The 26,039-nt window shown below is 49.4% G+C and carries 28 protein-coding genes; 10 read left to right on the forward strand and 18 right to left on the reverse strand.

Annotation, left to right across the window (positions count from 1 at the left end; all coding sequences use genetic code 11):
- On the forward strand, positions 1-400 hold a 400-nt coding region (locus NDI45_RS18320), incomplete at its 5' end, for an IS630 family transposase (protein ID WP_348248200.1).
- Positions 401-464: 64 nt separating this feature from the next.
- Here the strand turns inward: NDI45_RS18320 and NDI45_RS18325 are convergent.
- The 5 genes from NDI45_RS18325 to NDI45_RS18345 all read right to left on the reverse strand — a co-directional run bounded on the left by NDI45_RS18325 (position 465) and on the right by NDI45_RS18345 (position 6,545).
- Positions 465-2,948, reverse strand: coding sequence for an alkaline phosphatase family protein (locus tag NDI45_RS18325; protein ID WP_348248201.1), 2,484 nt, complete (start codon positions 2,946-2,948; stop codon positions 465-467).
- Positions 2,949-3,704: 756 nt separating this feature from the next.
- The gene (locus NDI45_RS18330; RefSeq protein WP_348248202.1) at positions 3,705-4,145 is read right to left on the reverse strand and encodes a hypothetical protein; all 441 of its coding nucleotides are present in this window, start codon (positions 4,143-4,145) and stop codon (positions 3,705-3,707) included.
- Positions 4,146-4,441: 296 nt separating this feature from the next.
- On the reverse strand, positions 4,442-4,708 hold the full coding sequence (locus NDI45_RS18335) for a hypothetical protein (protein ID WP_348248203.1): 267 nt from the start codon (positions 4,706-4,708) through the stop codon (positions 4,442-4,444).
- A gap of 83 nt (positions 4,709-4,791) precedes the next feature.
- Positions 4,792-5,787 carry a ketol-acid reductoisomerase gene (gene ilvC / locus NDI45_RS18340; protein ID WP_190790136.1) on the reverse strand — a complete coding sequence of 332 codons (996 nt, stop codon included), beginning with the start codon at positions 5,785-5,787 and terminating at the stop codon, positions 4,792-4,794.
- Between the two features lie 215 nt (positions 5,788-6,002).
- Complete coding sequence (locus NDI45_RS18345; protein WP_190790137.1) at positions 6,003-6,545, reverse strand: hypothetical protein; 543 nt, start codon at positions 6,543-6,545, stop codon at positions 6,003-6,005.
- Between the two features lie 286 nt (positions 6,546-6,831).
- On the opposite strand from NDI45_RS18345, the gene NDI45_RS18350 reads away from it, so the two are divergent.
- Together NDI45_RS18350 and NDI45_RS18355 are read left to right on the forward strand one after the other, a co-directional pair.
- Positions 6,832-6,957, forward strand: coding sequence for a hypothetical protein (locus NDI45_RS18350; protein ID WP_277879020.1), 126 nt, complete (start codon positions 6,832-6,834; stop codon positions 6,955-6,957).
- 30 nt (positions 6,958-6,987) lie between these two features.
- Complete coding sequence (locus NDI45_RS18355) at positions 6,988-7,767, forward strand: intradiol ring-cleavage dioxygenase (protein WP_190790138.1); 780 nt, start codon at positions 6,988-6,990, stop codon at positions 7,765-7,767.
- 196 nt (positions 7,768-7,963) lie between these two features.
- On the opposite strand, the gene NDI45_RS18360 is transcribed toward NDI45_RS18355, so the two are convergent.
- On the reverse strand, positions 7,964-8,641 hold the full coding sequence (locus NDI45_RS18360; protein ID WP_348248204.1) for a methyltransferase domain-containing protein: 678 nt from the start codon (positions 8,639-8,641) through the stop codon (positions 7,964-7,966).
- 120 nt (positions 8,642-8,761) lie between these two features.
- Between NDI45_RS18360 and queF the strand changes: the two genes are divergently transcribed.
- From queF to NDI45_RS18380, 4 genes are all read left to right on the forward strand, one after another.
- Positions 8,762-9,184, forward strand: coding sequence for a preQ(1) synthase (gene queF, locus NDI45_RS18365; protein WP_190790140.1), 423 nt, complete (start codon positions 8,762-8,764; stop codon positions 9,182-9,184).
- A gap of 43 nt (positions 9,185-9,227) precedes the next feature.
- The gene (locus NDI45_RS18370) at positions 9,228-10,016 is read left to right on the forward strand and encodes a ferritin-like domain-containing protein (RefSeq protein ID WP_348248205.1); all 789 of its coding nucleotides are present in this window, start codon (positions 9,228-9,230) and stop codon (positions 10,014-10,016) included.
- Positions 10,017-10,232: 216 nt separating this feature from the next.
- On the forward strand, positions 10,233-11,588 hold the full coding sequence (locus NDI45_RS18375) for a sorbosone dehydrogenase family protein (RefSeq protein WP_348248206.1): 1,356 nt from the start codon (positions 10,233-10,235) through the stop codon (positions 11,586-11,588).
- Positions 11,589-11,613: 25 nt separating this feature from the next.
- A complete protein-coding gene (locus tag NDI45_RS18380; RefSeq protein WP_348248207.1) occupies positions 11,614-12,000 on the forward strand; it encodes a VOC family protein in 387 nt (128 codons plus the stop codon).
- Between the two features lie 51 nt (positions 12,001-12,051).
- Here the strand turns inward: NDI45_RS18380 and NDI45_RS18385 are convergent, their stop codons facing one another.
- The 8 genes from NDI45_RS18385 to NDI45_RS18420 form a co-directional block, all read right to left on the reverse strand.
- A complete protein-coding gene (locus NDI45_RS18385; protein WP_348248208.1) occupies positions 12,052-12,804 on the reverse strand; it encodes a hypothetical protein in 753 nt (250 codons plus the stop codon).
- Between the two features lie 392 nt (positions 12,805-13,196).
- Positions 13,197-14,864, reverse strand: a complete 1,668-nt coding sequence (locus NDI45_RS18390; RefSeq protein WP_348248209.1) for an ATP-binding protein — start codon at positions 14,862-14,864, stop codon at positions 13,197-13,199.
- Positions 14,861-15,409 (reverse strand): methanogen output domain 1-containing protein, encoded by a 549-nt coding sequence (locus NDI45_RS18395; RefSeq protein ID WP_348248210.1) that lies wholly within the window; start codon positions 15,407-15,409, stop codon positions 14,861-14,863. Before NDI45_RS18395 ends, NDI45_RS18390 begins: the two co-directional genes overlap by 4 nt.
- Positions 15,410-16,135: 726 nt before the next feature.
- Positions 16,136-16,693 (reverse strand): GNAT family N-acetyltransferase, encoded by a 558-nt coding sequence (locus tag NDI45_RS18400; RefSeq protein ID WP_348248211.1) that lies wholly within the window; start codon positions 16,691-16,693, stop codon positions 16,136-16,138.
- A 117-nt stretch (positions 16,694-16,810) separates the two neighbouring features.
- Positions 16,811-17,371: a hypothetical protein gene (locus tag NDI45_RS18405; RefSeq protein ID WP_348248212.1), complete on the reverse strand. Its 561-nt coding sequence runs from the start codon at positions 17,369-17,371 to the stop codon at positions 16,811-16,813.
- Positions 17,372-17,603: 232 nt separating this feature from the next.
- Positions 17,604-18,122, reverse strand: a complete 519-nt coding sequence (locus NDI45_RS18410) for a hypothetical protein (protein ID WP_348248213.1) — start codon at positions 18,120-18,122, stop codon at positions 17,604-17,606.
- A 562-nt stretch (positions 18,123-18,684) separates the two neighbouring features.
- Positions 18,685-19,419: an anti-sigma factor gene (locus NDI45_RS18415; protein WP_348248214.1), complete on the reverse strand. Its 735-nt coding sequence runs from the start codon at positions 19,417-19,419 to the stop codon at positions 18,685-18,687.
- A 123-nt stretch (positions 19,420-19,542) separates the two neighbouring features.
- Positions 19,543-20,166, reverse strand: coding sequence for a sigma-70 family RNA polymerase sigma factor (locus NDI45_RS18420; RefSeq protein WP_242067544.1), 624 nt, complete (start codon positions 20,164-20,166; stop codon positions 19,543-19,545).
- 312 nt (positions 20,167-20,478) lie between these two features.
- Here NDI45_RS18420 and NDI45_RS18425 point away from each other — a divergent pair, with 312 nt between their 5' ends.
- Positions 20,479-21,210, forward strand: a complete 732-nt coding sequence (locus tag NDI45_RS18425) for a ferritin-like domain-containing protein (protein ID WP_348248215.1) — start codon at positions 20,479-20,481, stop codon at positions 21,208-21,210.
- A 76-nt stretch (positions 21,211-21,286) separates the two neighbouring features.
- On the opposite strand, the gene NDI45_RS18430 is transcribed toward NDI45_RS18425, so the two are convergent.
- On the reverse strand, positions 21,287-21,967 hold the full coding sequence (locus tag NDI45_RS18430; protein WP_348248216.1) for a molybdenum cofactor guanylyltransferase: 681 nt from the start codon (positions 21,965-21,967) through the stop codon (positions 21,287-21,289).
- A gap of 118 nt (positions 21,968-22,085) precedes the next feature.
- On the opposite strand from NDI45_RS18430, the gene def reads away from it, so the two are divergent.
- Complete coding sequence (def, locus tag NDI45_RS18435) at positions 22,086-22,616, forward strand: peptide deformylase (RefSeq protein WP_348248217.1); 531 nt, start codon at positions 22,086-22,088, stop codon at positions 22,614-22,616.
- Between the two features lie 44 nt (positions 22,617-22,660).
- Here the strand turns inward: def and NDI45_RS18440 are convergent, their stop codons facing one another.
- Complete coding sequence (locus NDI45_RS18440; RefSeq protein WP_348248260.1) at positions 22,661-22,789, reverse strand: dienelactone hydrolase family protein; 129 nt, start codon at positions 22,787-22,789, stop codon at positions 22,661-22,663.
- A 107-nt stretch (positions 22,790-22,896) separates the two neighbouring features.
- Here NDI45_RS18440 and NDI45_RS18445 point away from each other — a divergent pair, with 107 nt between their 5' ends.
- On the forward strand, positions 22,897-23,778 hold the full coding sequence (locus tag NDI45_RS18445) for a hypothetical protein (protein WP_348248218.1): 882 nt from the start codon (positions 22,897-22,899) through the stop codon (positions 23,776-23,778).
- Between the two features lie 4 nt (positions 23,779-23,782).
- Here NDI45_RS18445 and NDI45_RS18450 read toward each other — a convergent pair whose 3' ends face one another.
- Together NDI45_RS18450 and NDI45_RS18455 are read right to left on the reverse strand one after the other, a co-directional pair.
- Positions 23,783-24,799 carry a glycosyltransferase gene (locus NDI45_RS18450; protein WP_348248219.1) on the reverse strand — a complete coding sequence of 339 codons (1,017 nt, stop codon included), beginning with the start codon at positions 24,797-24,799 and terminating at the stop codon, positions 23,783-23,785.
- A 333-nt stretch (positions 24,800-25,132) separates the two neighbouring features.
- A complete protein-coding gene (locus NDI45_RS18455) occupies positions 25,133-26,026 on the reverse strand; it encodes a M48 family metalloprotease (protein WP_190793932.1) in 894 nt (297 codons plus the stop codon).
- Between the last annotated feature and the right edge of the window lie 13 nt (positions 26,027-26,039).

Below are 26,039 nucleotides of genomic sequence, written 5' to 3' on the forward strand. Positions count from 1 at the left end.
ACGCTTTCCTGCACTGAAGTCCGGCAAACGCACCGAGCGTGTCAGTTGGATTGCTGCCCTTAAATTAGACAAGTTGTTTGCACCCATGACTTATGCAGGTTCTTGTAATCGCGGCTTGTTCGAGCAGTGGTTGGAGCAAGGCTTAATTCCACAATTGCAGCCTGGCGATGTCATTGTGATTGACAATGCCAGTTTCCATCATTCGCAAGTGATTACGGAAATGGTGGCTGAGGCAGGTTGTGAACTCTGGTATCTGCCGCCCTACTCGCCGGACTTGAACAAGATCGAGCGCTGGTGGTTCGTGCTCAAGAATTGGATGCGCCAACGCTGGGACAAGTTTGACAGTTTTCGCGTTTGTGTCGATGCTGCCTTCAAACATTGTCCGAACGTTTTTCCGTAAAGCTATATCTAAGAACGGGAGTGTTTCGATTGAACGAACTGGTGAATTGCAAGAGCATATTGAATTAAGCTAAAGCAGAATTCAAAGAAGTCAAGCTACTGGTTTCTAGTCCAGTTGAGGGGTTTAAGTCATTGCTGTTCGGAACAAGATGAAATCCATCTCGGTTCTGCAACCCGAAATTCACTTCTAAATCTGTAAGAAGGCTGTCTCTCCCGTCCCTAATTAGATCTGTGACGGTATTGACGAGACGATCGCCTCCCAAGTTCAGAATGTCATTAATATCTGCGATGTCGATATCACCTTCAAGGTCATCAAAGGCATTGATCAGAGCATCTCGAGCATCAGTCAACACTGCGCTACCATTGCCAATAAGATCCTGGAGATAGTCCTCAAGAGCATCCAGTGTGACTTTAAGATCATTTCCTGTGTCTGGATCAAGAATTGACTCACCTTCAACCGTTGGTGCAGGCTCAACACCAAGCAAATCAAGCAGTGTCGGAGCAATATCAATACTACGAATCTGATCCAGATCGGAGAAATCATCCGCATTAAAATCAGGACCAGCCGCTAGAAAGATAGCCTGCATCTCGGGCAAGTTGGGATCATACCCGTGTGCTCCATAGAAGTTTGGCACAGAAAAAATGGGCTGTTGATCCTGTACAGGGGTAGTATCATCTCTACGCAGTACAGTAGGTTGGAAACCATCAAAGTTGTAGCCCAAATCTAAAAGTGCAAAAACATCACCGGTATCCTGTCCAATAAACTCACTTCTTGCTGTAATGATATCTTCAGCCGTAGGATTTTCAGGAACAGGACGTTCATAAACTTTGTCGAATAAATCAACAGCTCCATCGAGAGCATAGCTGGAATTGGTATCTTGTATGCTTTCCAGCGTTTGTACAATTCGCTGCTGCAACTCTCGATACTCACTGGGGTCAACCGTACCGTCTGGTTCGCGTCCCTTCACGTTGATGTAAATATTCACTGCTGGACCACTTGTCACGGCTCGAACTTCGTTTGGATCAAACCCAGCATTTGCCAGGATATTGTTCATGTTTACAGCAGTATGGAAGGGTGCAAAGCCATGATCCGAGGTAATGATGATGTTACTGTTAGGATCGCCATTCTCATCAACCCCTACAGTATCAATGACACGCTGCACCGCATCACTAACGGTTTGATATGCGTTCAAGACATAATCTTGATAGCGATCGACCTTTGCCGGATCTTGTCCTGCCCCAATGGAATAAGGATTTGTGAAATCGCTAGGTTGGCAAGGATCAATTAACAGAAACTGATGCTCAGCACCATCGGGTTGCTCAATGTAGCCTAATGCCAGATCTGCATTGGGTTCCTGCTCGATCGCTCTCAAGAAGACATCCGTTTGGTAATCAACAAAGGTTTCTACCAGGTCTTGATAAACAGCCTCCAGTTCGACATCGGGGAAGTCCTCCAGTCCGGGCGAAATTCGTTCGGGAATACGATAATCAGGCTGCGGTCGCCAGAAGCCAACCGTGTTGTTGATATCATCAACATTGGCAAGAACTTCAGGATTATCAGCAGGACGGGGAATGTAATTGGCTGATGTCCGGAGCAGTCGAACTGTAGAAAGATCAGGAGCCAGATTCGTCAGGACAAATGATGCCCCAACTACGTTGTTGCTACCTTCAAAGAAGAAGGGGCTGATCGTCTGATCATAGGTATTGAGAACTGCCGATCCGGTTGAAGGAGCGTTGCCAGTTAGTGCTTCAATGCCTCGATTTGCATCAAAGACAATCAACTGGTTGTAGTTCACCACTCGATCGTCTGTCGTGTCGATCGCAACAGCCTGCAAGTCATACGCATTGCTGCTGCCCCCAGTCAAACTACCTTGTCCTTGAGCAGGAATGTCTTCTAGCTCAGCGACTTTAACATCACTAAATGACTGAATTCCTAGAGCTGTAAGATCAGTGATGGCTTCGTTTGCATCCACTGTGAAATCAGCAGCATCTAAGCTAAAGCCTCTGGCTCCCAAACCACCAAAAGCGCCAAATGGCACCGTGTAATCCACCGTTCGCACATCGCTGGATTGAATCACAGGGGCAGGATCAACACCTGGTAATCGAATCGTGGCTCCATCAGCACCCGGAAATGTTGCTGCAACAACTGTCCTGCCTGCTTCTCGTAGGCGTACCCACAAGGGTTCAGCCGTTGGAGTCTCATCCTCATGTGCATAGCCACCGTGTGGATCTGAGCTATCCTCCTCATGCAAGGCATCGTATCCACCGATCGGTGCGCCAAAGCCACTGATATTTGTATTAAAAGGGCTTCTAATCAAGTGGAACGAGTTGGCATTAATGTCATTATTTGCTGCCGTAGAACCAGTAGCGATCGCGATATGGCTAGGTGCTGTCAGGGACGGTGTAATAACAGTACTTGGGACAAAAACTCCTTGATTGACGAGATATCCTAAGCCCGTATCCGAATCCAGTTGGTTTGTTTCTAGATAGTTCTTGACAATAGAAAATGTTGCGCCGTCCAGAGAGATAACAATATTTTTGGGAGGCATACTTATTCTCGTTCTCGTAGGTTGTAGTGGGGGGATCAAAGAATTCAACGGAGGAGTCAATGATGCGTTGTAATATATTCCTACCTCTTTAATGCAGTAGGGGCACTGGTTCGTCAAATCAACGCGAGTTTAGGCAAAGGCAAAACTGTTGCTATCTAAAGTGCCAGCTTGTACTCCTTCAAGAACAGCGATCGCCAGGTTGGGCTAACTAGCGGCGATAGTCCCTGCATCTCCCTGACTTTGCACGATCGTCAGACCCTCAAACTCAGAAACACTAGATAAGCCTGCAATGGCGACGACATTCTTAGCCATTAGGTGAATGTTTTCCTATTTAAAGAGCGGTTGCTTCCATTGCAGAAATACTGAATAAATAGAACTTCTCATAGCAACCTTAAGAAACAAATTTCTTTGAATTAAAGAGATATTATGGAAACCAAACTAGTTATAATTCTTTTAATAACCAACCTAAAGATGTGCTCTGGCTAAATTTTTGATGTTTCCCTAGATAGATGATTTTTACCTATATTATTAAATCGCCCTAAAAAAACACAAAAATATCAATATAAAAATATCAATAAAGAGTTTTTTAGAAAAAAGTGGGAGTTCGTTCAATTTACATTTAATCTGCATCGAGCGAACCCGTTCCTTAATAAATTAAAGGGGCGATTAGAAAACCACCCCTTGTTCAATCCCAGTTTAGATTGCTTGTTTTAGATTACTTGTACGAAATCTAGCGTTACCCTGCGGTTTGCTAAATTAGTCAAGGTTATCCTTCCCTTTATTTATCGTATCCTTCACTGCACCCAGGTTTTTGTCGATCGCTCTCTGAGTCCGAGAAGCATCCTCTTCTGCACGATTCACGATTCGATTAGCGTCTCTGCCTGCTTTGCGACCGATCGCGTTATCATCGCCGAAGAAGTCTTTGACTTTTTCAGAATTGCTTTGTGCAGCGTCCTGAATCGTATTCTTCGCGTCTCTCACGAAGTTTTTGTTCGAGCGCTTGGCATCTTCTGTGCTGTCTTTAGCCTGATCACCCAGGTCGGATGCGATCAGGGTTCCCTGAGGTGCAGCAATTGCTGCCGTATTAGCAATAAACGCACCCTGCCAAGCAAAAGCAGTTGCACAAACAAACAGCAGCGCAGCCGCAATCCAACGTCCTGCGATCGAAAGCGGTTTCGTGAAGAAATTTAGTTTCATGGAATACATCTTCGTTACGTCAATATCCACTGATACTCCACGAACACGAGCGGTTGGATCCCCCTGCGGACACAGGTTTTTTTATGGGGTAACCAGTTGACGGCTAGAAATCAAGACGAGTTCGGGTAGGACTGCTCCTTGCTCCTTCGCTTGCACTAACCTAGAGGGAACCTCGGCTTTAAACTCATCGCGTCTGGCAATATAAAAACAGGCGATCGGTTAAGAATCGCTAGGAATGTGAAGATAAGAGAATAGAATATATCGAACTCAATACAACCTTTAAATAACCTTACAAGTTAGGCTGCCAGGAATAAAAGTGATATTTTGGATACAGAATGAATTTCGGGAAAAACTTTGTGAGTAGTCTCAAAAAGGCTACTCCATTTTTTTGCTATCTTTTCTATTTCTAATATCAAAATAGCATTGAGAGGAAGTTTGGAAAGTCCTAATTGTGCGCCGGACTGCCCCCCTAGCCAACCCATTTTCTGAGAAACCTTACGCTCTCCTTTTAATCTCAAAATTCTCGATTGATGGAAGCCGGAAAAGGAAATAGGTTCAGTCATTTCGGTCAAACCAGCAAGAAAAAAGCGGGTATAAAACCCGCCCTGTGATAATCGATAAACTTAAATGATTTGCTGAGCTGCAATTAAACTTTCTTTAGCCAGCTAAACATCGCTCGCAGATCCTTGCCGACTTCCTCGATCGGGTGTTCAGCTTCGCGACGGCGCATCGCGGTAAAACCTGCTTTACCCGACTGGTTTTCCAGCACAAATTCGCGGGCAAACTGTCCGGTCTGAATTTCGCTGAGAATCTTCCGCATTTCGGCACGAGTTTCGTCAGTGACGATGCGAGGTCCACGGGTGAGGTCGCCGTACTCAGCAGTATTCGAGATGCTGTCACGCATTTTTGCCAGCCCACCTTCCACAACCAGATCCACAATCAGCTTCACCTCGTGGAGGCACTCAAAATAAGCTAGTTCCGGCTGATAGCCTGCATTCACCAACGTCTCGAATCCTGCCTTGATCAGTGCAGACAAACCGCCACACAGCACCACCTGTTCGCCAAACAAATCGGTTTCGGTTTCTTCGCGGAACGTCGTTTCCAAAATTCCGGCGCGAGTGCCGCCCACCCCTTTCGCATACGCCATTGCCCGATCGCGTGCCTGCCCGGTTGCATCCTGATACACTGCAAACAGACAGGGAACGCCTTCGCCCTGCTCATAAGTCCGCCGTACTAGATGTCCTGGTCCCTTCGGCGCAACCATGACCACATCCACGTCCGCAGGCGGCACAATTTGTCCGAAGTTAATATTAAATCCGTGAGCAAACGCCAGAATTTTACCTGCTTTGAGATTGGGCGCAATCTCATTCTCGTAAATCGTGCGCTGCACTTCGTCCGGCAGCAAAATCATGATCAAATCGGCGGCGGCGGATGCATCTGCGACAGATTTGACCGTTAGCCCTGCTGCTTCTGCTTTCGCTGCCGACTTGCTCCCCGCATAGAGTCCGACGATCACATTCATGCCGCTATCCTTGAGATTGAGCGCATGAGCATGTCCCTGAGAGCCATAGCCAATAATGGCGATCGTCTTTCCGGCTAAGATATCTAAATTTGCGTCAGCATCATAGTACATTCGAGCCATAGGTCTTCCGTCCCCGCAGCAATTGATTGATCACAAGCTCATCATTCTACCAGAGTTTGTGACGGGGAATTGAGGGAAAAATTGGAGGGGAGCCAGAGAAGAACCTAGAGGAGTCTGCCCGATCAGACAGTCACTTGTCCTGCATCATTCGTCAACCGCCAATCTCTGATGACTAAGAACGAATAACCAAGAACGAATGACCAATGACCAAAAACTTAACGATTTTGCAGCAGGGGTTTAACCATAAAGAATCCGGCTCCAAACGCGCTAAAGACGATCGCAATCACCGTCAGCGTCAGCCAGAGTCCTCCCACTCCCTTCGGCTTGGTGCCTGAACTAAGCGACTGTGGCAAATCAGCAACCTGGGTCGAGGCAACCGGTGGTTCAGAGGTGGAATTTCCGCGAAGCTGAGCCGCGACAGATTCAAACTCAGCCGCAGAAGTCGGCGCAGCAGGAGCCGCGACCGGAGCTGGATCAGGCGCAGAAATTGATTCTGCAATTGGCGCACTCGACTCGCTGTAAGAGCGCAAATTTAAGGCAGACTGCACCAGGCGATCGATCTCCTGACGAAGCTGCTGGTTTTGCTGCTTAAGCTGCTGATTCTCAGTATGAACGGTTTCTAGTAATGCTCTGGTGGCATCCAGCTCGACGGCTAGCTCTCGGTAAATCGGAATCGGAACCGAAGGTGAATAGCTAGCGGACTGCGCTGGAGCAGCAGGATTTTGAGCTGTAGAACTTTGATTCGATCGGGGTTTCATCGATAGCAATCGCAACGTTTGATAAATTACAGCACATCTTGATGTTATTGCCCATGAATCTTAGTTCAAATTGCCATCTTTGGCACCGATCTGCTGAGATTTTTATTCAGAGCTTGATTCAGGGCTGCTTGCAACGGGTTTAAACGACGATCGCCCTTCAGCGGCAGAAAAATTCACCGATAGAAATTTGCACTTGAGCATTGAACGGGAACTCGTTTTTCCGATCGGCAAGGAAATTGATTGGATTTGTGAGTGACAGGCGTTTACATGGCTAATCTTTTCCACGATGGCTAACTTTGTTCCGCGATCGTCGCCTGCCTCCACGCCTCTGATTACTGAGTTGCATTTTGTCTATGATGCAGATAGCAGCGATCGAGGAATTTCTCCATCTATCACTGTTAACTCGCCTTGATCCTGTTTCGTTCCTGTCTGAATCGTTCCTATGAAAATCTCCCGTTCCTTTTCTTGCCTTAATCGCCGCAGAATGCTCAGCTTGATGAGTGGAACTGCTGCTGTAACACTGATCGGCTGTTTTCGCGACTCTTCGGATGCCACTGAGTCCCTGGTTTCGCCAGGTTCGACCCGCTCAGCATCCATCCCCGAACAAGCCACCACTCAAATTGCCCAATCTACCCCTGGCTGTATCGTCAGACCTCAGCAAACCGAAGGACCCTATTTTGTTGATGAACGGCTAAACCGATCGGATATTCGATCGAACCCTGCCGATAACGCCATCAAAGCCGGAGTGCCGCTTCGTCTGGTCTTTCAGGTCTCCCAATTAAGCGGAAATGCCTGTCAACCGTTAAGCAACGCAACAATCGATATTTGGCACTGTGACGCAGAAGGCGTCTATTCCGACGTGCAGGACACCCAGGGGCAAAAATTTCTGCGCGGCTATCAAATGACCGATCGCAACGGCACCGCTCAGTTTGTCACCATCTATCCCGGCTGGTATCCCGGTAGAACTCCCCATATTCATTTCAAAATTCGCACCAGCTCACCCACACAAGCAGCTGATGAATTTACCTCACAGCTTTACTTCGAGGATGCCGTTACAGATCAGGTTTACGCTCAGCCTCCATACACCACAAGAGAAGCACGATCGGTTCGCAACGATCGAGACGGAATTTTTCGCAGGGGTGGCGAACAGCTTATCCTCCCCGTAACGCGATCGGGTGAGGGCTACGAAGGGCGATTTGAGATTGGGCTGGAGCTAGCATAAGCTCTGTTGCATGTCGATTTTATTGGCTTTTGAGTTTATCGACTTTTGATACGACTGCGATTGGTGTCTATCTCGCGCTGCAACTCTGCGATCGCATCCAAAATGTAATGAAGCGTTGCCCCAAGTTTATGAGTTTATATTCGACTCGTGGTAGAACCTCTGGGTAAGAAAATTTTTCTAGGATGCCAAAACTATCCTATGAGACCGAAGGTTTCCGCAGCACAATTAAATATTCTTCATTCCGCCGTCTCTCGATCGAATTTGTGGGACGATCGATCGAAACAATTTCAAACGTCGGCATAAATCGCAATCGAATTTCCTCCAGGCTCGTCCCAAACGGCGGACCACCGGAGCGATCGTGTGCCCAAAAGAGTGCGATTAATGCCCCTGCCGGACGCAGCAAAGCTTTGACCACCTGAACGTACGCCTCTCGCTGGGTCGGATCGATCGCGCAAAAGCAGGTGTGTTCCAGCACATAATCAAAACTTCTGTCAAATTCGGGCGACAGCTTAAAAATGTCTCGCTGCAAAAACTGAGCCTGGTATCCTCTGGCTTGAGCCAGCTCATTTGCATCATTCACCGCTGACGGTGCAAAATCAAACCCGACCACCTCAAACCCGCGCTCGGCAAACAGCAAGGCATCCTGTCCCCGTCCTGCCCCCAAGACCGCAATTCGTCCCGGCAAAGGTGCATTCTCTGAATCCAACAAACTGGCAAATGGTGGCGCAGGATGACCCAAATCCCATCGGGCAGTCCCCTCCTGATAGCAATTCTCCCAAAACTCAGGCGATTCAGGCGAGGCAAAGCCGTTCCCTCCCTGGGAGAGTCGAATTGGCTCCGACGAAAATTGAGCACCAGACTGAGCATCAGACATCCGCAAAACCCATTTACAACAACACCTGCCCCTCTCTATTATCCACCACCCAGCGGCTCACCCATGCCGATAAAATAGTTAAGTTGTCCGTTTTAGCTCAATTTCTTTAGCTCAAATTCCATGACTTCCTCAATCCAATCCGAAGCCCAGAATCAAGCCCAGCCCGAACTGAAGTACGGCGAACGCCTGATCGCTGAAGGCGAACTGATTACCTTCCCCAACCCACGCCCCGGACGCCGCTACACGATCGACATTACGCTGCCTGAATTTACCTGCAAATGTCCTTTCTCCGGCTATCCTGACTTTGCCACCATTCGCGTCACATACGTTCCAGATCAAAAAGTCGTCGAGCTAAAGGCAATTAAGCTGTATATCAACAGTTACCGCGATCGTTACATCTCGCATGAGGAATCGGTGAATCAGATCTTGGATGATTTTGTGTCTGCCTGCGATCCACTCGAAGTTACGATCGAAGGAGACTTTACGCCACGCGGCAATGTACATACGGCTGTTAAAGTCACACACCAAAAAGCAATAACCTGAGTACAATAATCAGCAAACCACCCAGTAAATCTCCTCACCCCTTATGAATCTCCTGACTCAAGTGCTGCATCTGGTGGGTTCAGGTGCAGTCGCGTATATCACCGCCGCCAACATCCGTGACCCCAAATCGCGCCCTAACTTGCTAGCAGGGTTTCAGCTTGCTGAATCCGGTTCGGTTCCCTTTCTGGAGGCACTGAGCAAACGCGCCGCCGCCGAAGGCGATGAATGGTTATCCGAACGGCTGGCAAAACACGCTCAAGACGAAGGTCGCCACGGACAGATTTTTGCCCACGCCTTGAAGCAGCTCAACAAGCAAGTCATTGACTTCAAAAGCTTGCCCCAGAAACCCGATGACGGAAAGCCCGATGAGCGTCGCCGCAGTCCCTTTTTTGAGGCGTACTACGAAGGCTACGATGTCAAGACGATGTTCATGCCCGATCGCATCGATTGGCTCCTGTTTATGGGCAGCACCTACATCCTGGAACTTGATGCCTGCAAAGATTTTGTTCGCATGGCAAACGCCCTGCCCGATGATCCAATCAGCCTCAACCTGAAAAAAGGCATGATCAGCATTGCCAAAGACGAAGAAGGACACGCCGCCTATCTCCGCGAAGCCATGCAGCGTCGGCTCGGCTATGCCAAAGCAGAAGCCCTGATCACCGAATGGCGCACCCGCAAAGTCAACGCGATGATTGCGATGGCAACCAACCTGCTGCAAAAAGGCGGACAACTGCCTTCAATGGCAAGAGATGGTGTACCCAGCGAACTGGCAGAAAACCCGACAAAATTCAATTCTGCCGGAGAATCAACCACTCAGCCCGTTGCCGCCTAAATTCGATTTGCTGTCGATTTGCTGAATATGGAATAAAACTCTGGGGTGGGCAACTTGTCCGCCCTTTTTGTTGGTTCGTCACTTCTTTCACTACGAAGATCCGATTACCTTAATTGGTACAAGGCAACTGCAATACCAACAACACGCTTTCCGACAGAGGGCGATCGTTCCACACATTTGCTATCACGATCAGGTAGTCCTGTTTGATCTGGTTTAATGCGCTTTCTTTCGCTGGTTAGTTCCCTATTTCTCTTGACCCTGGCGGCTTGCAGCACTGATTCTGCGATCGAGCAAAATCAATCTGCTCAACCCAGTTCACCGCAGCCCGAAACCGTTGCTCAAACCCAGCCTCAGACACAACCTTCTAGCCCCAAAAACCTGATCCAAACCCGATCGCTCAATCCGCAGCAAATCAACATCCAGGTTGAAGATCTGCCCCAACCCTTTCAAACTGACAGTGCCTCGAATCCGCCGCAGGTGATTCCGATTCCGCAAAATCCGGTATTGAACGTGCCAGAAGGCTTTACGGTAAACGTTTATGCCGAAGGACTCGATCGCCCCCGCTGGCTGGCACTTACCCCCGAAGGGGATGTCCTGGTGACTGAAACGCGGCAAAATCGAATTCGCCGACTCAGCGATCGGAACGGAGACGGCGTGGCTGAAGTCAATCAAATCTTTGCTACGGTAGAGAATGGGCTAAATCAAGCTCTGGGTATGGCATTCGCTAACGGCTATTTCTTTCTGGGCAATACTGATGCCGTGCTGCGCTTTCCATACCAGCAAGGACAAACTGCGCTCAACGATCAGGGACAAAAAATTACCGATTTACCTGCGGATGGCTATAACAACCACTGGACGCGTAATGTTGTCGCTTCGCCCGATGGTAATAAGCTCTTTGTGTCGATCGGCTCTGGGACTAACGTAGACGAAGAGCCTTTACCTCGCGCCTCAGTACAGATCATGAATCTTGACGGCTCCGATCGCCAGACCTTTGCTTCAGGACTGCGAAACCCAGTTGGACTCGACTTTCATCCCACCACAGGCGAACTTTACACCACGGTCAACGAACGCGACGGACTGGGCGATGACCTTGTGCCCGACTACTTGACCCACCTGGAAGCAGGCGATTTTTACGGCTGGCCCTATTCCTATCTTGCCCCTAATAAGCTCGACCCGCGCCGACTGGTGAACGATCGCCCCGCCAAACCCGACCTGATCGGCAGCACCAAAACGCCCGATGTTCTGTTTCAGGCGCATTCTGCCGCGCTGGGACTGCAAATCTATGACGGTGACACCTTCCCCAATCGCTACCAAAACGGTGCATTTGTCGCATTTCGCGGCTCCTGGAACCGCAACCAGGGCACAGGCTACAAAATTGTCTTTGTCCCGTTTGATGCCAGAACAAACCGTCCGGCAGGATACTACGAAGATTTCGTCACCGGGTTTCTGACTCAGCCGACCGTTCCCGCTACCTGGGGTCGTCCGGTAGGAGTGCTGGTGGTAGCGGATGGCAGTCTGCTGTTTACCGATGAAGCAAACGGACGCATTTATCGGGTGCAGTATCAGGGATAATCAATGCAATACAGCAAACCCAATCATGCAAACTAAAGGCTTTCACCACGTTGCCATTATTTGCTCAAACTACGATCGTTCCAAACATTTCTATACGCAAATTCTCGGCTTTCCAATTATTCAGGAAACCTACCGCGCCGCCCGCAATTCCTACAAGCTTGATCTGAAAGTCGGCGAAAGCGATGCGATCGAACTCTTTTCCTTTCCCGATCCGCCCGATCGCCCCAGCCGTCCCGAAGCCTGTGGGCTGCGCCATCTTTCTTTTGCAGTTGAAGATTTAGATCAAGCCGTGGCAGATTTGCGATCGAAAGGCGTAGAACTCGAGCCAATTCGAGTGGATGAACTAACCGGAAAACGGTTTACCTTTTTTCAAGATCCCGATCGACTGCCACTGGAAGTTTATGAGATATAAGCGTTCAATACCTTTTTGGCTTACGCCCTAACGCGACTATAAACAAGGTTCTTATTTCTGTTCAATCCTAGTTCGGTACTTTGGCGGCACTCGAACGTGGTGAGGATCAAGGAAATCAATTAGATCGATGAGCTTACTGTGAATTAATACAAGTCTCTCAGCTTCAACCTTTGACGCATTTCCCATCGTGTCAATATCGTCTCTCAGCTTCGCGAACCAGCCCGCAAACTCCGGATCGCTCATCTTTTTCACAAACGTTGCGTAACCAATGCAATCATATCCAATCGCTTCACTATTAGAACGAGGAACTGTCATGATTTCCCCAATCGCTCGCTGCTCACCGTTATGGAGTTGGAAAGTGCCTCCGGCTTTGTAATGTGCAAAGGCTTGATTGATATTGACCAGTAGTTCACTCAAGGGACGGTTCAGTTCTAGCTCACCCAAGTCCAAAAACTGAATTTCTCGGCGTAAAATTTCTACCCATCCAAGGTACTCCGCCACAACGTACAGGGTGTTGTTAATCGCATAGCTCTGTGAGGATGGCGATCGATGGTAGAAACGCTCCAAAAACCTGTTCTGATGAATGTTGTACAAGCGGCTCTGAAGATCAATCGCTGAGCGCAATAAGGGATCTCGGTACTTAGACATTAAAGCAGCCGTCTGAGCTTCACGCGATTCGGCTTCACGCTGCTTTGTAAGGCGGTCAGTTAATCGGGCAATACGAGTTTGACCGTAAATACTGATGACTGCGCTAATAACGGCAACAATTGCTGCAAGGATTGCAGTAATGACTTCAGGCTTCATCTAGCTTGCTGATATGCTTATTTTCTGAAATTTACTTGCTCTCGATATGAACAGATGGCTTTGAAACTACTACCACTACTTACAACTCAAGCGAGATAACGGCAAAGTTGAGCGGCTGCAGAGATCTTGAACTGAGCACCAAGGGCGAGCGTCCGCTCCAACGACTTGTTAGCCTGCAACTTCACCGATCGCCTCACTCTGCTTGGCTTTCCACAGTTTAGCTCGAAACCACGATCGCCCCAACTAACATCCTTTTGAACGATCGCACCCCTTGCCGATGACCTCAAAATCACGAACCCGAAGACTTCTGGGCGCTCGCACTACCATCGTTACTCTGGAAGTGCCGTAGCCATAGACATTCCTACAGCCAAGTCCGAAATCGCAAATTGGTATTAGATACCTCTGATTCGTCCAGCCAGATTTGCAATCACTGCAATTAATTCAGCAGGTTCAACTGGTTTGGCAACATGGGACTGGAAGCCTGCTAAAAGAGCAGCCCTGCGATCCTGAGTTCTGGCATACGCTGTCAGGGCTATAGCGGGAATTTTTCCTCCGTTTTCTGGTTCCAGTGCTCTGACTCGACGTAACAGAGCATAACCGTCTTCATCCGGCATCCCAATATCACTAATTAATATATCCATCGGCGTCGAAGATGCGGTTAGTGCTGAGATTGCATCGTCTGCTGAAACTGCAGCCATGACTTCTGCCCCACAAACTTCTAGCGTGTAGGTGAGTAAATCCCGAATATCCGCGTCGTCATCCACGATTAGTATCCTCAATCCATCTAGCCGAGGGGAGCAGTCAAACGGGACACTGCCTCCCACCGCTGGATGCACCCGTTCTGGTTCAATTGCTGTCAGTCCAACAGCCATCAGTGGTAGTTTCACTGTAAACGTTGATCCTTGTCCTTCTCCTGGGCTTTCAGCGTGCACCGTTCCGCCATGCAGCTCCACCAATTGGCGGACGATCGCTAAACCCAGCCCTAGCCCACCAAAGGAACGGGTGATGGAACTATCTGCCTGGCGAAAGCGCTCGAAGACGTAGGGGAGGAATTCGGCACTGATGCCTTGACCTGTATCCGCCACAACAATTTCAACATGAGAGTTAATTCGTTGTAGGCAAACCTGAACCCGCCCGTGTTTCGATGTGAACTTGATCGCATTGCTGAGCAGATTCCAGACAATTTGCTGTAGCCGCTCGGAGTCTCCTAAAACAGGACCTGCTGCTGGATCGAGCACCGATTGCAGTCGTATGTTTTTTGCATCAGCGGTAGGTCGCACCGTATCCATCGCTGCCTCAATCACCGGCAATAGCTCAACCGTTTGAACATTAAGGCGAATCTTTCCTGTAATAATGCGTGAGATATCCAGGAGATCATCAACCAACTGCGCCTGAGATCTAGCGTTGCGCCCGATCGTTTCCAGAGCGCGATTCATCGTTGCTTCGTCTACCCTCTTGGTCCGAAGGATCTGAGACCAGCCAAGGATGGCATTGAGGGGGGTCCGCAGTTCATGGGAAACGGTTGAGAGAAATTCATCCTTCAATCGATTAAGATTCTCAGCTTCTGCTCGTGCTTTCTCAGCCTCCGCTCGTGCTTTTTGTTCCTGCACCAGAAGTTGAGCCCGCTCTTCTTCCGCTCGTTTCCGTTGCCGGATCTCTTTTGCCAATTCATCGATCTTCTTGTTAAGTAGGATGAATCGGCTACTGGCAGATTCCCTACTTTTTAAGCGCAATAAAATTAATGCAGGCGATTCGGGTGACCACGGTCGGATGGCTGCCCCTTCAGAGCGACACAAGCAAGTTTCTCCATTGTTGGCACTCAAGGTTAATGATCCAAGCACCATTCCTCGACTGCTGGAGCAATTGCGTAGATACTGTCTGACTTGATCAGGAGGATTGGTTACCAGCTCAAAGAGCATTTTCCCTTGCAGTATCTGGTGGTGTAGCCCCAGCATCTTGGAGAATGACGGGTTGGCAGCCAGGATCTGACCGTTTACCGAAATTAGGAGCACGGGTTCTGGCAAAAGTCTGGCGAATTCGAGAAACTGTTCGGGAGTCACCCCTCATTCTCTCCCCTGAAGTATTCTCTTCCTTGACTTTCTTCTGCCTCTGGAGTGGGTTTCAAATAAACGACCACCTGGCATCCAGGCGCCCCCGTCGCTATCGTCTCTTGCAGTTCCACCTTGGCGTACCCTAAATTGTCCGCTGCAATGGAGCCAAAAACATTTGAGGTCATCATACACATAGCGGGGCGATCGATGACTTTTTCAGCAAACGGGCAAGCACGGTTCCCTAAGACAATCTTTTCATCTGTTTGTTCGATGATATAGAAGTCACCCTGGATTCGCCGCTTCAAATCCACGAAAACATCGGCTACTTGCTCTCGCGTTAGATGGGATACCTCTAGAGCCGCTTTATAGTCCTGGTCTATTTGCCTCCCCATGTTTTGCCCCACTACACTAATAAACCCTGAGGCTTCTTCTAACCCCACTACATCCTGTAAAGTACCTGCTAACTCTCGAATTAAGGTACGTAAAAACACATCCCGCTCCAAAGGAATTCTGAGATCCTTCACGGGTGTTTCGGACTTAAGAGAACTATTCATAGCAATATCTCGTGAATAAAGTTCAGCAAAAATTTACTCAAAACTATAATGCCATCGAGCAGATTGATCCATTACCTTAACTAATACCTTAACTAAAGATGGAGATCGCTGTCTCTATTGTATTGCTTTACACCCGAGCGATCGGCAACGCAAGCAGCTATCGCTATGTAGTTAGGCGCAGGGATATAGGGCGGATGGGTATCATCAGCCAGGAGAGTGATGTATACTGCAAGTGCTTCACCGGGTCTATGCCTTAACCCCCACAGAGCAACGCATCCAGGATCTGAGTCCAGATCGCGTAAGCTCGTTATACGTGTACGGGGGATAGATGATGCGTTACGCAAGGGTTTAGCGAAGCTATGGCAAAGGCCATACGCATTCTACATAGTCGGGCGATCGCGCTTGCTTAAATGATTGATGACCCGACGATTGCCAAACCGTTATCTGAGGTAATGCAAGTCCGACCATTGTGAGACAGCGCTTGCCCCTCTGGAAGGAAACCATTGCGAATGTAACATTCACATTTCTCCCAGCAAGAGTGAACTGTCAACCTTAAGCAAGTGTCCTATAGATAACCTTACAGTAACTTGGCTTTGAACACCTACAGACAATTTTTCTGTGCTGCCTCAACCCCCGAACGAAGCAGGCTAACGCTTGCAATCACCGGACACTAATGTCTTTTGCAACAAACCAACCAAACTGAATTGTTCCAGTGCATTGCGATTGTTATACAGTGATGCGACGCTCCCATTGATCTCTCGTGATTCGCCACTCTACCTCGCTCCAACCTTGTTCGGACATCCATGTAGAGCCCGCCGGACGGATGGCAACTACTTCTGCTCCGATCCACTCTGCCAACCGAGCAATCCGCACGTTTGCACTTACAGTAGAGCCAGAGATCACCTCTAGTCTTAGTTCCCAAAACCCGAAATCGAGCAGGGCGCGCCCAACCTCGATCGCGTAGGCATATCGTCCCCAATAGTCAGGTGCAAGTTCAATCCCCAATTCCATCTCACCTGCATCACACCCTCTTCCCCGCAATCCGCAGCAGCCGACAAGCATGCAAGGTTTATGCCGTTGCACAATCGCAAGTTGGTAGTTAAGACGAGGATGCTCAGAAGCCCATGTGCAAAATGTCTTAAACAAACGTATTGAATTTTCGGAACTAGCTTGACCTGGTTCGTAGAAGATTTGACTGCGAGGATCAGCTTGATAGTCTAAGAATGAAGATCGATCTGACTCAACGAAATCACGCAGCAAAAATCTTTTGGTTACGATCTCCATATCAGCAAGCTTAATGTTCAAACTGTATAACGGCGAAGCTGAGCGGTGCCAGAGAGCCTAGGAGTTCAGTAGGCACTTTCATTTCATCCGCTCCAGCGCAGTGTTGGGGTACGCTGCTCACTGGAAATGTGCGATGTGTTTGCCGCATTTTTGACACTCATCATATCCTCGCCACTGTTCTAACTTACATCGGGGACAAATGAGATACTCCGGATCGGTACTTGGGAGTACGACTTCAACATCCTTTGTTTTTTCTATCACAATGGAACGGAATGCTAGAAATAGATAAACCCAAGTCAAATAGGCTAAAGCATTTAGCCACAGCCCTAAAGACATCATTTGCTGGGCTTCCGTAATCAAGATAAAGGACAAGGATAAAAACAATACTGTCCAGAAAATGCTTAACCCCTGTTTCTGAGAGTTCCAGGACAACAGGGGTGCAGAGCCTGGATACTGTCTGAGAATCAGAAAAAGGATGAAAACAATGAACGGAAGGGCAGGCAATGCTGTGACTTGACCTAACCCGATTACCATAGATTGTCCGTCTGTGTGGCTATCAAGCTGACTGACTGCTTCAAAATAAGGGTCGATCAGGTAAAACCAGTTCAACAGCCACAGACTAATTGGAAGAATGTAGAGTGGCAATGCAAACGGGGGAGTAATTACGAGGTTTCTCATTGCAGCATCTGAACCTATGTCCTAGCCATGAGAGCAATTTCTCACAACCAATACTAACTTCACATCAGGCATCTCACCGATCGCTGTCAGGTATAGCCCAAACCGACAACATCAGCAGCCCAACGATTGGGCTAACCGGACGACGATAACCTTTAGGACTTAACTATACAGCTTGCCTCCGTTCCGGTTCAGCGATTTGTTATGCGACTTGAGTATCACGGGTGGAAAGAATTTAGAGCTTCAAGGTTCGTACCCAATTGTGCCAGTAGGCTGCTACTTGCGAGGTTTGCTTTATCACGACATCCGGGGCTGAATCAGCTCGCCAGAAAGTCAAAGCATAAAAGTCTACTGGCTCACCCTCTCCATAAGTATCGATCTCTTTTCCGCGATCCATATCACGAGCGCAGTAGCGCACACGATAAATTTCTTGCAGGAGCGGAACATCGCACACATATTCACCCCCCCATTCAGACAAAATCACCTTTTCTGAACTGGGGGCGAAGGAAACTTCCACAATCTCTTCCCAAGTATCATCAAGAGGTGGCGGAGCGTCCAGCACATCAAGGACAAAGCTAACATCGCCGGTGTGCAGACCTGTAAGGAGAAAAAGCATTCCTGGCGAAGCAGCTCCACACAGTCCGTTGTTTTGGCCGCAAAAGGAATCTTCTAAACCAACGCCCCTGCTTTCGAAAGGTTCGATGTAAGCTTGACCATAGTGGATGTGCAACCGCCCATCGAAGATTCGTACCATAAGCTTCTGGTAAATCTAAGGGTTCATCGAGGTAAGGCAGACGCCTAACTCTTAATTATGCCGAACTGATTCGGGCTATTTACCCTGTAGAGGCAATTAGGCTGAATCAATTCCGTCTAATCCCCCAACTCAGACATTAACCCGACAAATTTTCCGTATAATATTCCGATTTCGGCAGTTAACCCGAATTCTTCAGCGTTTCTTCCGTCGATCTTCGCCTTGCATTCTGCCTAAGATCCCTGTAACGGAATTAGACGGAAGCTAAGATGAGCGGGCTATCTCTGATGCCTACTTACTAAAAGAGGGGATGTAAACTTATCCCTAAACAGAGGTGTATTCTTGGTTCACAACAGTTCGTTAAGAATGACAAAGCTCCACCCCGCATTAAACAGCAAAGGTGTGAGATTTAGGTCTTTTTTAGGTCTTTAGAAAAGGAAGTCTTCTGAAATGTTAGTGAGGCAGGGGTTCTAGAAGAAGAGAAACTGCCCGGAAAACGGTTTACCTTCTTCCAAGATCCCGATCGGCTTCCGTTCGAAGTTTACGAGGTTTGATGAGATCCTTTTCACAGGCTGTTCATCACCAGTTCTCCTGCCGGAACAGGCGGATCTGCCGCTTTTTCAGCCGTAATCAGCATCTTTTCGGGAGGCGCATTCAACGTTACGGCGGGAATTTGCCAGGCTGCATTCGTTTGGTTTGTCGGGTTGCTGTTAAACTCTCCGAAGAAGATGGGCTGGGATTTGCCCGGCTCGATCGCCCAGAGTCGATACACCCGATCCGCAGGCAATTGCGGCAAATTCTGCACCAGCACAATCACAACCTGCTGCCCCGGATTCACCACCAAACTGCCTGAAGCTTGAGTCGCATCCCCTGTTCCCTGAAGGCTAAAGAGCTGCAAATTCGGCTGCTTTAGCGTCGCAACCAGGGCTTTCGCAGTGGCATTTTCCTGGCGCAAGCGATAATTGTCGACCGTCAGTGCCCCAACCACCAGGGCAGCAACGGCTCCTCCTAAACCCACCCAGAAGCGGGGCTGACGAGAACGACGCGAAACCCGATTCGTCTTTGGCTCCGATCGCGCCTGCTGCAAAATCGCCTCGCGTAAATGGGGCGGCGGTTCCTGTTCGGGGAGTCCATAGGGCATGAGTGCCAGTACCTCTTGAAGCTGAGCCATTTCCTGACGTAAATCAGGATGGGTGTCCAGCAGTTGCCTGAGCACCTCCGCTTCTTCGGAACTGAGATCACCCAGAGCATAGCCTGCCAAAAGTTCCTGCCAGTTTTCGGGACGCGAAGATAAAGTCATTGCGGGAAATCGTAGAAGCAAATCACGGCGAGAATGAAAGAAATCAAAAACAAGAAATCAAAAACAGAAAAAATCAAAAACAAAAGAAATCAGATGAAAGAACAAAAGACAGAGCAGCGAATGCTAAAGATAATCCTGTAAAGTTCGGCGCAGTTTCAGCAAGCCCTGGCGCGATCGGCTCTTCACTGTTCCCAGCGGCACTTGCAGGCGATCGGCAATTTCAGACTGGCTCAGACCTTCATAATAGGCAATTTCTAAGACCCGTCGCTCACTGTCCGGCAACTGCGAGAGGGCTTCGCGCACCAGTTCCGATCGCTCCTGCACCGATACCATTTCTAAAGGAGAAGCCGAAACCGCTTCTGTCCGAGTCAACGCCTGCCATCGCTGCAAAAAACGAAACTTTGTACCCCGTGCCCGTAGCTTATCAATCGATCGCGATCGAGTCATTGTAGTGAGAAAGCTGCTCAGTGACCCGCGACTGGGATTGTAGGCACCCTGCCGCCACAGCGTGAGAAACACATCCTGAGTCACATCTTCTGCCTCTTCAGTATTTTCTAAAATTTTGAACGCCAATCCGTAGACCAGACGCGAATAGCGATCGTACAAAGTTCCCAAACATTCGACCTGACCCTGTTTAACCGCATTGAGCAGTTCTAGATCGGTCGGCGGTTCAGAAGCAGTTTTAGACACAGGGTTTGGCATTAGGGGCAGCGTGACGGCATCGGCAGCGCGAAAAACATGGGTCATATTTTTCCGCCATCAAATATATGATTCCTGAAATTAGATACGACGATCGAGGGGAATTGGATTGCGAGATTGATCTGGGATTAAGGCGACAGGCAGCTTTAATCTGGATGGGTGGATTGCCGAACGGCCGAATTCAAAAGGGCAGTGCGCGAATTGCCGTTAAAACATCCACCCGAACGCAAAAAAAATTGATTACCCCTCATCCAATTTCGATCGTCACCCGTATCTCTTTCAGATTTGATTTTGCTCAATCAATTTTATTCAAACTTCCATCCAAGCTTTCATGCAGTTTATTCACTGCGAGGAGTCATCATGCAAAACAATACATCGCACGAATCCGATCGCCGTTTTCGTTCCTTATCACGTCGAAATGTTCTGGTTAGCGGCACGATCGCAGGGTTTGCAGGCGCGCTGGGGCTGGCAACAGTGGGTTCCCGTTCAGGGCAAGCAATGCCGGGACAATCGATGATGCCCCAAAACTTGATGCCAGGTAATTCGATGATGTCGGAAACGATGCCGGGAATGATGAGCGATGCAGCTCATGACGCTGAGATTCTCAACGGCGCGCTCTACTACGAGCATCAGGCGATCTGGGGCTACACTGCGGCTGCCGGAAAACTGAGCAATACCGCAACGGGACAGGCAGTTCTGGCACTGGCAAAGCGCAACCAGGCAGACCACATGGCACACCGCGATACATTAATCAAAGTCATTCGCGATCTGGGCAGCACGCCTGTAACCGCAGAGCAGAGCTACGATTTGTCCTCCTACATCAATCGCCGGGAAGGAAATCTGGATTCTGATGTCAACATTGCCAAACTTGCGCTTGCGCTGGAAACTGACGCAGCGATCGCCTACGTAACCCAGAGTGCCAAGCTCAAAAATCCCGACCTCATTTCAGCCGGGGCTAGCATCGGCGCAACAGAATCTTCCCATGCAACAGCGATTCGAGCCGCATTTGTAGCGTTGGGAATGGACATTGAAATTGTCCCATCATCGTTTGTGAATGCCGATAATCGCAGCAAGTGGATTTTAACCGTCTAATCCTCGCACACCTAAACAAAGCTTTTTGGGGCAGGATGTTTCTTTTCTAACCGAAGAATCGCAAGAATATCACAAGCTATTCTTCTGCCCCTTTCTGACGCTCAAACCGTTCAACATCGGCAGGCGTATTGCAGTTAAACAGCATTTCTGGATCAGAGGCAGGCAATTCATACACCTTCTGAGAATCCAGCCATCGTTGAAACGATCGCCCCCCCGATTGAATAAAATCATTCACGCTTGATAGACAGTCCCGCCGATAAAAGCCGCACATTGGCTCCCACCAACCTTTGCCATTTCGCACCAGTGCCGCTAGGGTATCTGAACTGAGGCGAGGCAACACCTCCATCCAGCTGGATAAACCTTCCGTGTTCAGTTGCGGCAGATCGCAAGCCAGCAGCAGCACCCACTCCGTTTTGACCTGCTCAAGGCCCTGGGCAAAGCCAACTAGTGGACCGTGCGGATAGACATCTTTCACCACCGCCACCTCCTGCACAAACCTCACTCGGTCGTCCAGAATCGAACGATAGCGATCGTTCCAGCCCGACACCACATATACCCACGGCGTACAGCTAAACGCAACCTCACAAACCCGCGTCAGCATCGGCTGTCCTTCGATCTCAACCAGTGCCTTATCGGTTCCCATCCGCAAACTTTGCCCGCCCGCTAACACAATCGCGCTCAACTGAGACATCGGATTAAACGCCGCGCTCGTAGACTGAAACAAATCATCTGTCATGGGACGGTCGCTGATTGGCATCACCTCAAACCCCGCAGCAGCTAACTTTAAGCAAATAACTCTAAGCAAATAGCCCTAAGCAAATCTCGATCGAGCGATACACTAGAAGCATACTGCTCTGATTGACATAGCATAGAACATGGTTGAAGTTCTCCAAATCTCCCAACTGGGAAATCCTGTTCTCCGTCAAATTGCACAGCCTGTCGAACATCTGCACAGCCTAGAGATGCAGACGCTAATCGATCGCCTGCTGGCAACCCTGGTTCAGTCGAATGGCGTTGGAATTGCCGCCCCGCAGGTTGCTGCCTCAGTCCAGCTACTCATTGTCGCTTCGCGTCCCAATCCGCGCTATCCCACCGCACCCCAGATGGAACCGACCGTCATGGTCAACCCCCGTCTACTGAGCCACAGCGAAGAGCAAATTAAGGACTGGGAAGGGTGCCTCAGTATTCCAGGCATTCGCGGACTCGTCCCCCGCTATCGCGAAATCGAAGTCGAATATTTCGATCGCCACGGCAACCCCCATCGCCAAATCTTCACCAACTTCCCCGCCCGCATCTTTCAGCACGAAGCCGATCACCTCATCGGCAAAGTCTTCCTCGATCGCCTCGAATCTGTCCAGGACCTCATCACCGATCAGGAATACCTCACTCGCATCCTTCACCTCTAATCCTCTATCTCCTCAGCTTTCTATCTCCTCACTTCCCCATTCCCTCACAGCTTCCCTGTCAAAAAACTAACCGTCTTCCTCCAAGCATTCTCAGCCGCACTCGCGCTGTAAACCTCCGATCGCGTGTCATTAGAAAAAGCGTGACCCACATTCGGATAGGTGTGCGATTCGATCGAGCCGCCTGCTTACTGGATTGCGGCTTCCAGCCTACGGATAGCAGCGGGAGGTATAAAATCATCCTAGCTGGCTTTCAGCCCTTGTCCCCTCTCCACTTCTCCCCATGAGTCAGACTGCCTCCGAATCTTCCACCCTCCATGAAAATTCGCCACCCAAAATGGAGAATGGAGTGCGCTTGAGCATCCTGGCTAAAAACCTTAATCTGGTAGGTTTACAGGGATTAGCAGTAATGCAAGATCGGGTAATTGTGCCAACCGTAGACGGTGAAATTGTGACCGTGAGCCCGATCGGGGAAGTGAATGTCCTCACCAATCTTCTCACTGTCCAAATTGGCGTGCCCTTCGGCATTTGCGCGATTACCCCGCCGGGAGAACAGCTTCACACCGATTCAGGTGTCGTTGTCACCGTGTCTGGTTTTGATCCGGTGCATTATCTGGTGCGCGTGAGTCCCGATGGACAGCATGAGACGATCGCCGATATGTCAGAAATTAGCGGAACCTACGGTGCGCCCTTCGGCGTGGCTACCTATAACAGTGGCTTTATCGTTGCCGGAACCACCGATGTGATTGCTGGCGATGGTGCGCTGTTTCAAGTAAGCCGTCAGGGACAAATTACAAACCTTGTCAGCTTAAAGCAGTTTGGTAACGCGCTCGATGTGGTGGTGCAGCAGGGGCAATTCATCACCCTGCATGAAAAAGGCGACTTGCTCAAGATTTCTCCCACGGGCGAAGTCGTAGTTCTGGTCAATCTGATCGAGGCGGGCTTCGGCATTCCGTTTAAACTGGCTGCTCAGGCTGAAAATTTGCTGGTCACGACCAATACCGGACACATCGTGCGCGTTGATCCTGAAGGCAAGCCGACTGCGATCGTCGAGCTATTTAAGCCCATCTACAGCACACCCTTAGGTATTGCCATCCAAGGAAATGATCTGATTGTCAGCACCACAAACGGGTCTTTGCTGCGCCTGCAAATCGATCAAGGTTAATTGCCTACCGTCGCTTTTGCAGCTTTTGCAACAGCCGTTTTGCCTTCAGTTGCAGAATTCTAGATTGAGTCAGTTCTTTGATCGCTTGTGCATCCACCGATCGCCCGTGAGAAGATTGATCAAAAAACTGATTAATTTCAGTGAGAATGAGCCGAAGACGACTGAGGATATTGTCGGTGCGGTATTCTGCCAGGAAAGTGTCGGGCAGCGCGAGGGGCTGGTTCTGCTGAGCGATCGCCAGAATCCGCTGAAGATCATAGTTGAGCGAATGGGCGGCAATCTTATAGCAGTTAAAGCCCGGGTCAAGATAATCTGACAGTCCGCCGTTGATGCTGGAAAAGACCTGACAGCCACAAGCCATCGCTTCGAGCGGCTGAAGCCCAAACCCTTCGCTAACGCCCTGCTGCGCCCAGTATTCAGCAGAGTCATACAGATAAACTTTGGCACGGTTAAATAATTGCGCTAGATCCTCCACATAATGATTCACTACATAGACATTGCAGTGTGATTGCAGAGCTGGAATAAGCTGCTGCATTAAATATTCTGAAGATTTACGCGCCTGTACCAAAACGTCGATGTCACGGTTCTGATTCAGATTCCGAAACTCATTCCCAATTTGATTTGGCAGGTAATACAGCAAAGCATGGGGCGATCGTTGTCCCCAATATCCTAAACTATTGCGGCTGACGGTGACGATCGGCACAGCTGAAGGCAAACGAAATCCGTATCCGGCACTGTGTGCGTGATAAATCGTGTGGTATCTCTGAAGGCGTTTTGCCAGTTTGGGCACATCAAATCCCCAACTCATCACAAAAATCACCTGGCTCAGATTAGTCTGACTCAGATTAGCCTGTTGCAGCACATCATCCAGAAATAGCGTTTCCTTCTCGCGCTGACGATAGGTCACCACCTCTGCATCACAAATCTGCTGCGCCAGAGACAAGGTTTTCAATTCTGCCCACAGCCCGCCACAGGCAAACTTGCCTCCTGTTCCTGGCAGCAGAAAGTACAGTTTTCGCACAGTTGCCCTCCTGACCGATGCCCAGCAAATCTCCTCACCGGATTATTGCCTTTGCCAGACCCTATCCTACCTGAAGTGACGACTCGGCGATCGGCTTCTGCCCGATTCAAAGTCCCCTAAAGTTGGGGGATTTAGAAGGCAATGCAGGATTACTGGGATTGCTCAGATCAGCTCCAAATTGGGGCGTTGTTGAATTGGAGTATGATTATCCCCCCCTAGCCCTAAAAAATGGGGAGAACTGATCCTCAAAGTCCCCCAGCATTGGGGGATTTAGGGGGCGATGCAGGGTCTCAAGTTGTGTCTTTATACTTCGTATTCAGCAACGCCTAGGATTCAACTGAACGATTCCTGAGCGAGCGCCGGAGTCTCTTTCTGCTGAGCCATCTCCACCAGGCGACGAATCCGATCTTCGGTAGCCGGGTGAGTGCGGAACAGTGATTGCAGACCTTTTGCCGAAATTGGATTGATAATCAGCAGCGGTGACATTGCCGGGTTGCCGTGCATAGGCAACTGTTTGCCGATTTCTTCTAACTTTTTCAAGGCACTCACCAGAGCCAGCGGATTGCCCGTAATCTCAGCCGAGCCTTGATCTGCGGCATACTCACGGGTACGAGAAATGGCAAGCTGAATCAGCGAAGCCGACAGCGGAGCCAGAATGATCAAAAACAGCAAGCCAAATGGATTGGTGCCGCGCCGCCCGCTGTAAGTCACCGGACCATAAAGCGCACCAAAGGTGAGGATGCGTCCCAAAAACGTGATTGCGCCCGCCAGCGTTCCGGCAACTGCTTGAGTCAGCGTGTCGCGGTTTTTGACGTGGGTGAGTTCGTGAGCAAGTACGCCTGCCAGTTCCTCACGGGAAAGCAGCTTCATAATGCCTTCAGTGACCGCAACGGCAGCATGATTCGGATCGCGCCCGGTCGCAAACGCATTCGGCGACTCGGTTGGGACGACAAACAGCTTCGGCATTGGAATTTCGGCACGATCGCTTAAACTCTGCACCAGATCATAGATTTCAGGAGCCTGCTCACGGGCGATCGGCTGAGCGCGATAGGCTGCCAGGGCTGCACGATCGGAGTAGTACCAGGAACTAATCGACATAAAAGCTGCAATGAAAAATCCGATGATGAGCCCTTGTTCATTGCCAATCAGGGCATAACTGACCAGAACAATCAAACCACTCAGCAAGCCCAGCAAAGCCGTTGTTTTAAGCTGGTTTATCCCACTCATGTTGTTATCCGCA

Origin of the sequence: Leptolyngbya sp. GB1-A1, assembly GCF_039962475.1 — a bacterium.
Lineage (GTDB): Bacteria > Cyanobacteriota > Cyanobacteriia > Elainellales > Elainellaceae > Leptolyngbya_A.

Bases quoted from the DNA above. Each gene is read 5' to 3' on its own strand.
- NDI45_RS18415 (WP_348248214.1), bottom strand. From the start codon at position 19,419: ATGACTTTATCTTCGCGTCCCGAAAACTGGCAGGAACTTTTGGCAGGC.
- NDI45_RS18345 (WP_190790137.1), bottom strand. From the start codon at position 6,545: ATGAAACCCCGATCGAATCAAAGTTCTACAGCTCAAAATCCTGCTGCT.
- ilvC (WP_190790136.1), bottom strand. From the start codon at position 5,787: ATGGCTCGAATGTACTATGATGCTGACGCAAATTTAGATATCTTAGCC.
- NDI45_RS18330 (WP_348248202.1), bottom strand. From the start codon at position 4,145: ATGAAACTAAATTTCTTCACGAAACCGCTTTCGATCGCAGGACGTTGG.
- def (WP_348248217.1), top strand. From the start codon at position 22,086: ATGGTTGAAGTTCTCCAAATCTCCCAACTGGGAAATCCTGTTCTCCGT.
- NDI45_RS18420 (WP_242067544.1), bottom strand. From the start codon at position 20,166: ATGACCCATGTTTTTCGCGCTGCCGATGCCGTCACGCTGCCCCTAATG.
- NDI45_RS18385 (WP_348248208.1), bottom strand. From the start codon at position 12,804: ATGAAGCCTGAAGTCATTACTGCAATCCTTGCAGCAATTGTTGCCGTT.
- NDI45_RS18325 (WP_348248201.1), bottom strand. From the start codon at position 2,948: ATGCCTCCCAAAAATATTGTTATCTCTCTGGACGGCGCAACATTTTCT.
- NDI45_RS18360 (WP_348248204.1), bottom strand. From the start codon at position 8,641: ATGTCTGATGCTCAGTCTGGTGCTCAATTTTCGTCGGAGCCAATTCGA.
- NDI45_RS18445 (WP_348248218.1), top strand. From the start codon at position 22,897: ATGAGTCAGACTGCCTCCGAATCTTCCACCCTCCATGAAAATTCGCCA.
- NDI45_RS18405 (WP_348248212.1), bottom strand. From the start codon at position 17,371: ATGAGAAACCTCGTAATTACTCCCCCGTTTGCATTGCCACTCTACATT.
- NDI45_RS18400 (WP_348248211.1), bottom strand. From the start codon at position 16,693: ATGGAGATCGTAACCAAAAGATTTTTGCTGCGTGATTTCGTTGAGTCA.
- NDI45_RS18370 (WP_348248205.1), top strand. From the start codon at position 9,228: ATGAATCTCCTGACTCAAGTGCTGCATCTGGTGGGTTCAGGTGCAGTC.
- NDI45_RS18395 (WP_348248210.1), bottom strand. From the start codon at position 15,409: ATGAATAGTTCTCTTAAGTCCGAAACACCCGTGAAGGATCTCAGAATT.
- NDI45_RS18380 (WP_348248207.1), top strand. From the start codon at position 11,614: ATGCAAACTAAAGGCTTTCACCACGTTGCCATTATTTGCTCAAACTAC.
- NDI45_RS18350 (WP_277879020.1), top strand. From the start codon at position 6,832: ATGGCTAACTTTGTTCCGCGATCGTCGCCTGCCTCCACGCCTCTGATT.
- NDI45_RS18455 (WP_190793932.1), bottom strand. From the start codon at position 26,026: ATGAGTGGGATAAACCAGCTTAAAACAACGGCTTTGCTGGGCTTGCTG.
- NDI45_RS18430 (WP_348248216.1), bottom strand. From the start codon at position 21,967: ATGCCAATCAGCGACCGTCCCATGACAGATGATTTGTTTCAGTCTACG.
- NDI45_RS18410 (WP_348248213.1), bottom strand. From the start codon at position 18,122: ATGGTACGAATCTTCGATGGGCGGTTGCACATCCACTATGGTCAAGCT.
- queF (WP_190790140.1), top strand. From the start codon at position 8,762: ATGACTTCCTCAATCCAATCCGAAGCCCAGAATCAAGCCCAGCCCGAA.
- NDI45_RS18425 (WP_348248215.1), top strand. From the start codon at position 20,479: ATGCAAAACAATACATCGCACGAATCCGATCGCCGTTTTCGTTCCTTA.
- NDI45_RS18375 (WP_348248206.1), top strand. From the start codon at position 10,233: ATGCGCTTTCTTTCGCTGGTTAGTTCCCTATTTCTCTTGACCCTGGCG.
- NDI45_RS18355 (WP_190790138.1), top strand. From the start codon at position 6,988: ATGAAAATCTCCCGTTCCTTTTCTTGCCTTAATCGCCGCAGAATGCTC.
- NDI45_RS18335 (WP_348248203.1), bottom strand. From the start codon at position 4,708: ATGACTGAACCTATTTCCTTTTCCGGCTTCCATCAATCGAGAATTTTG.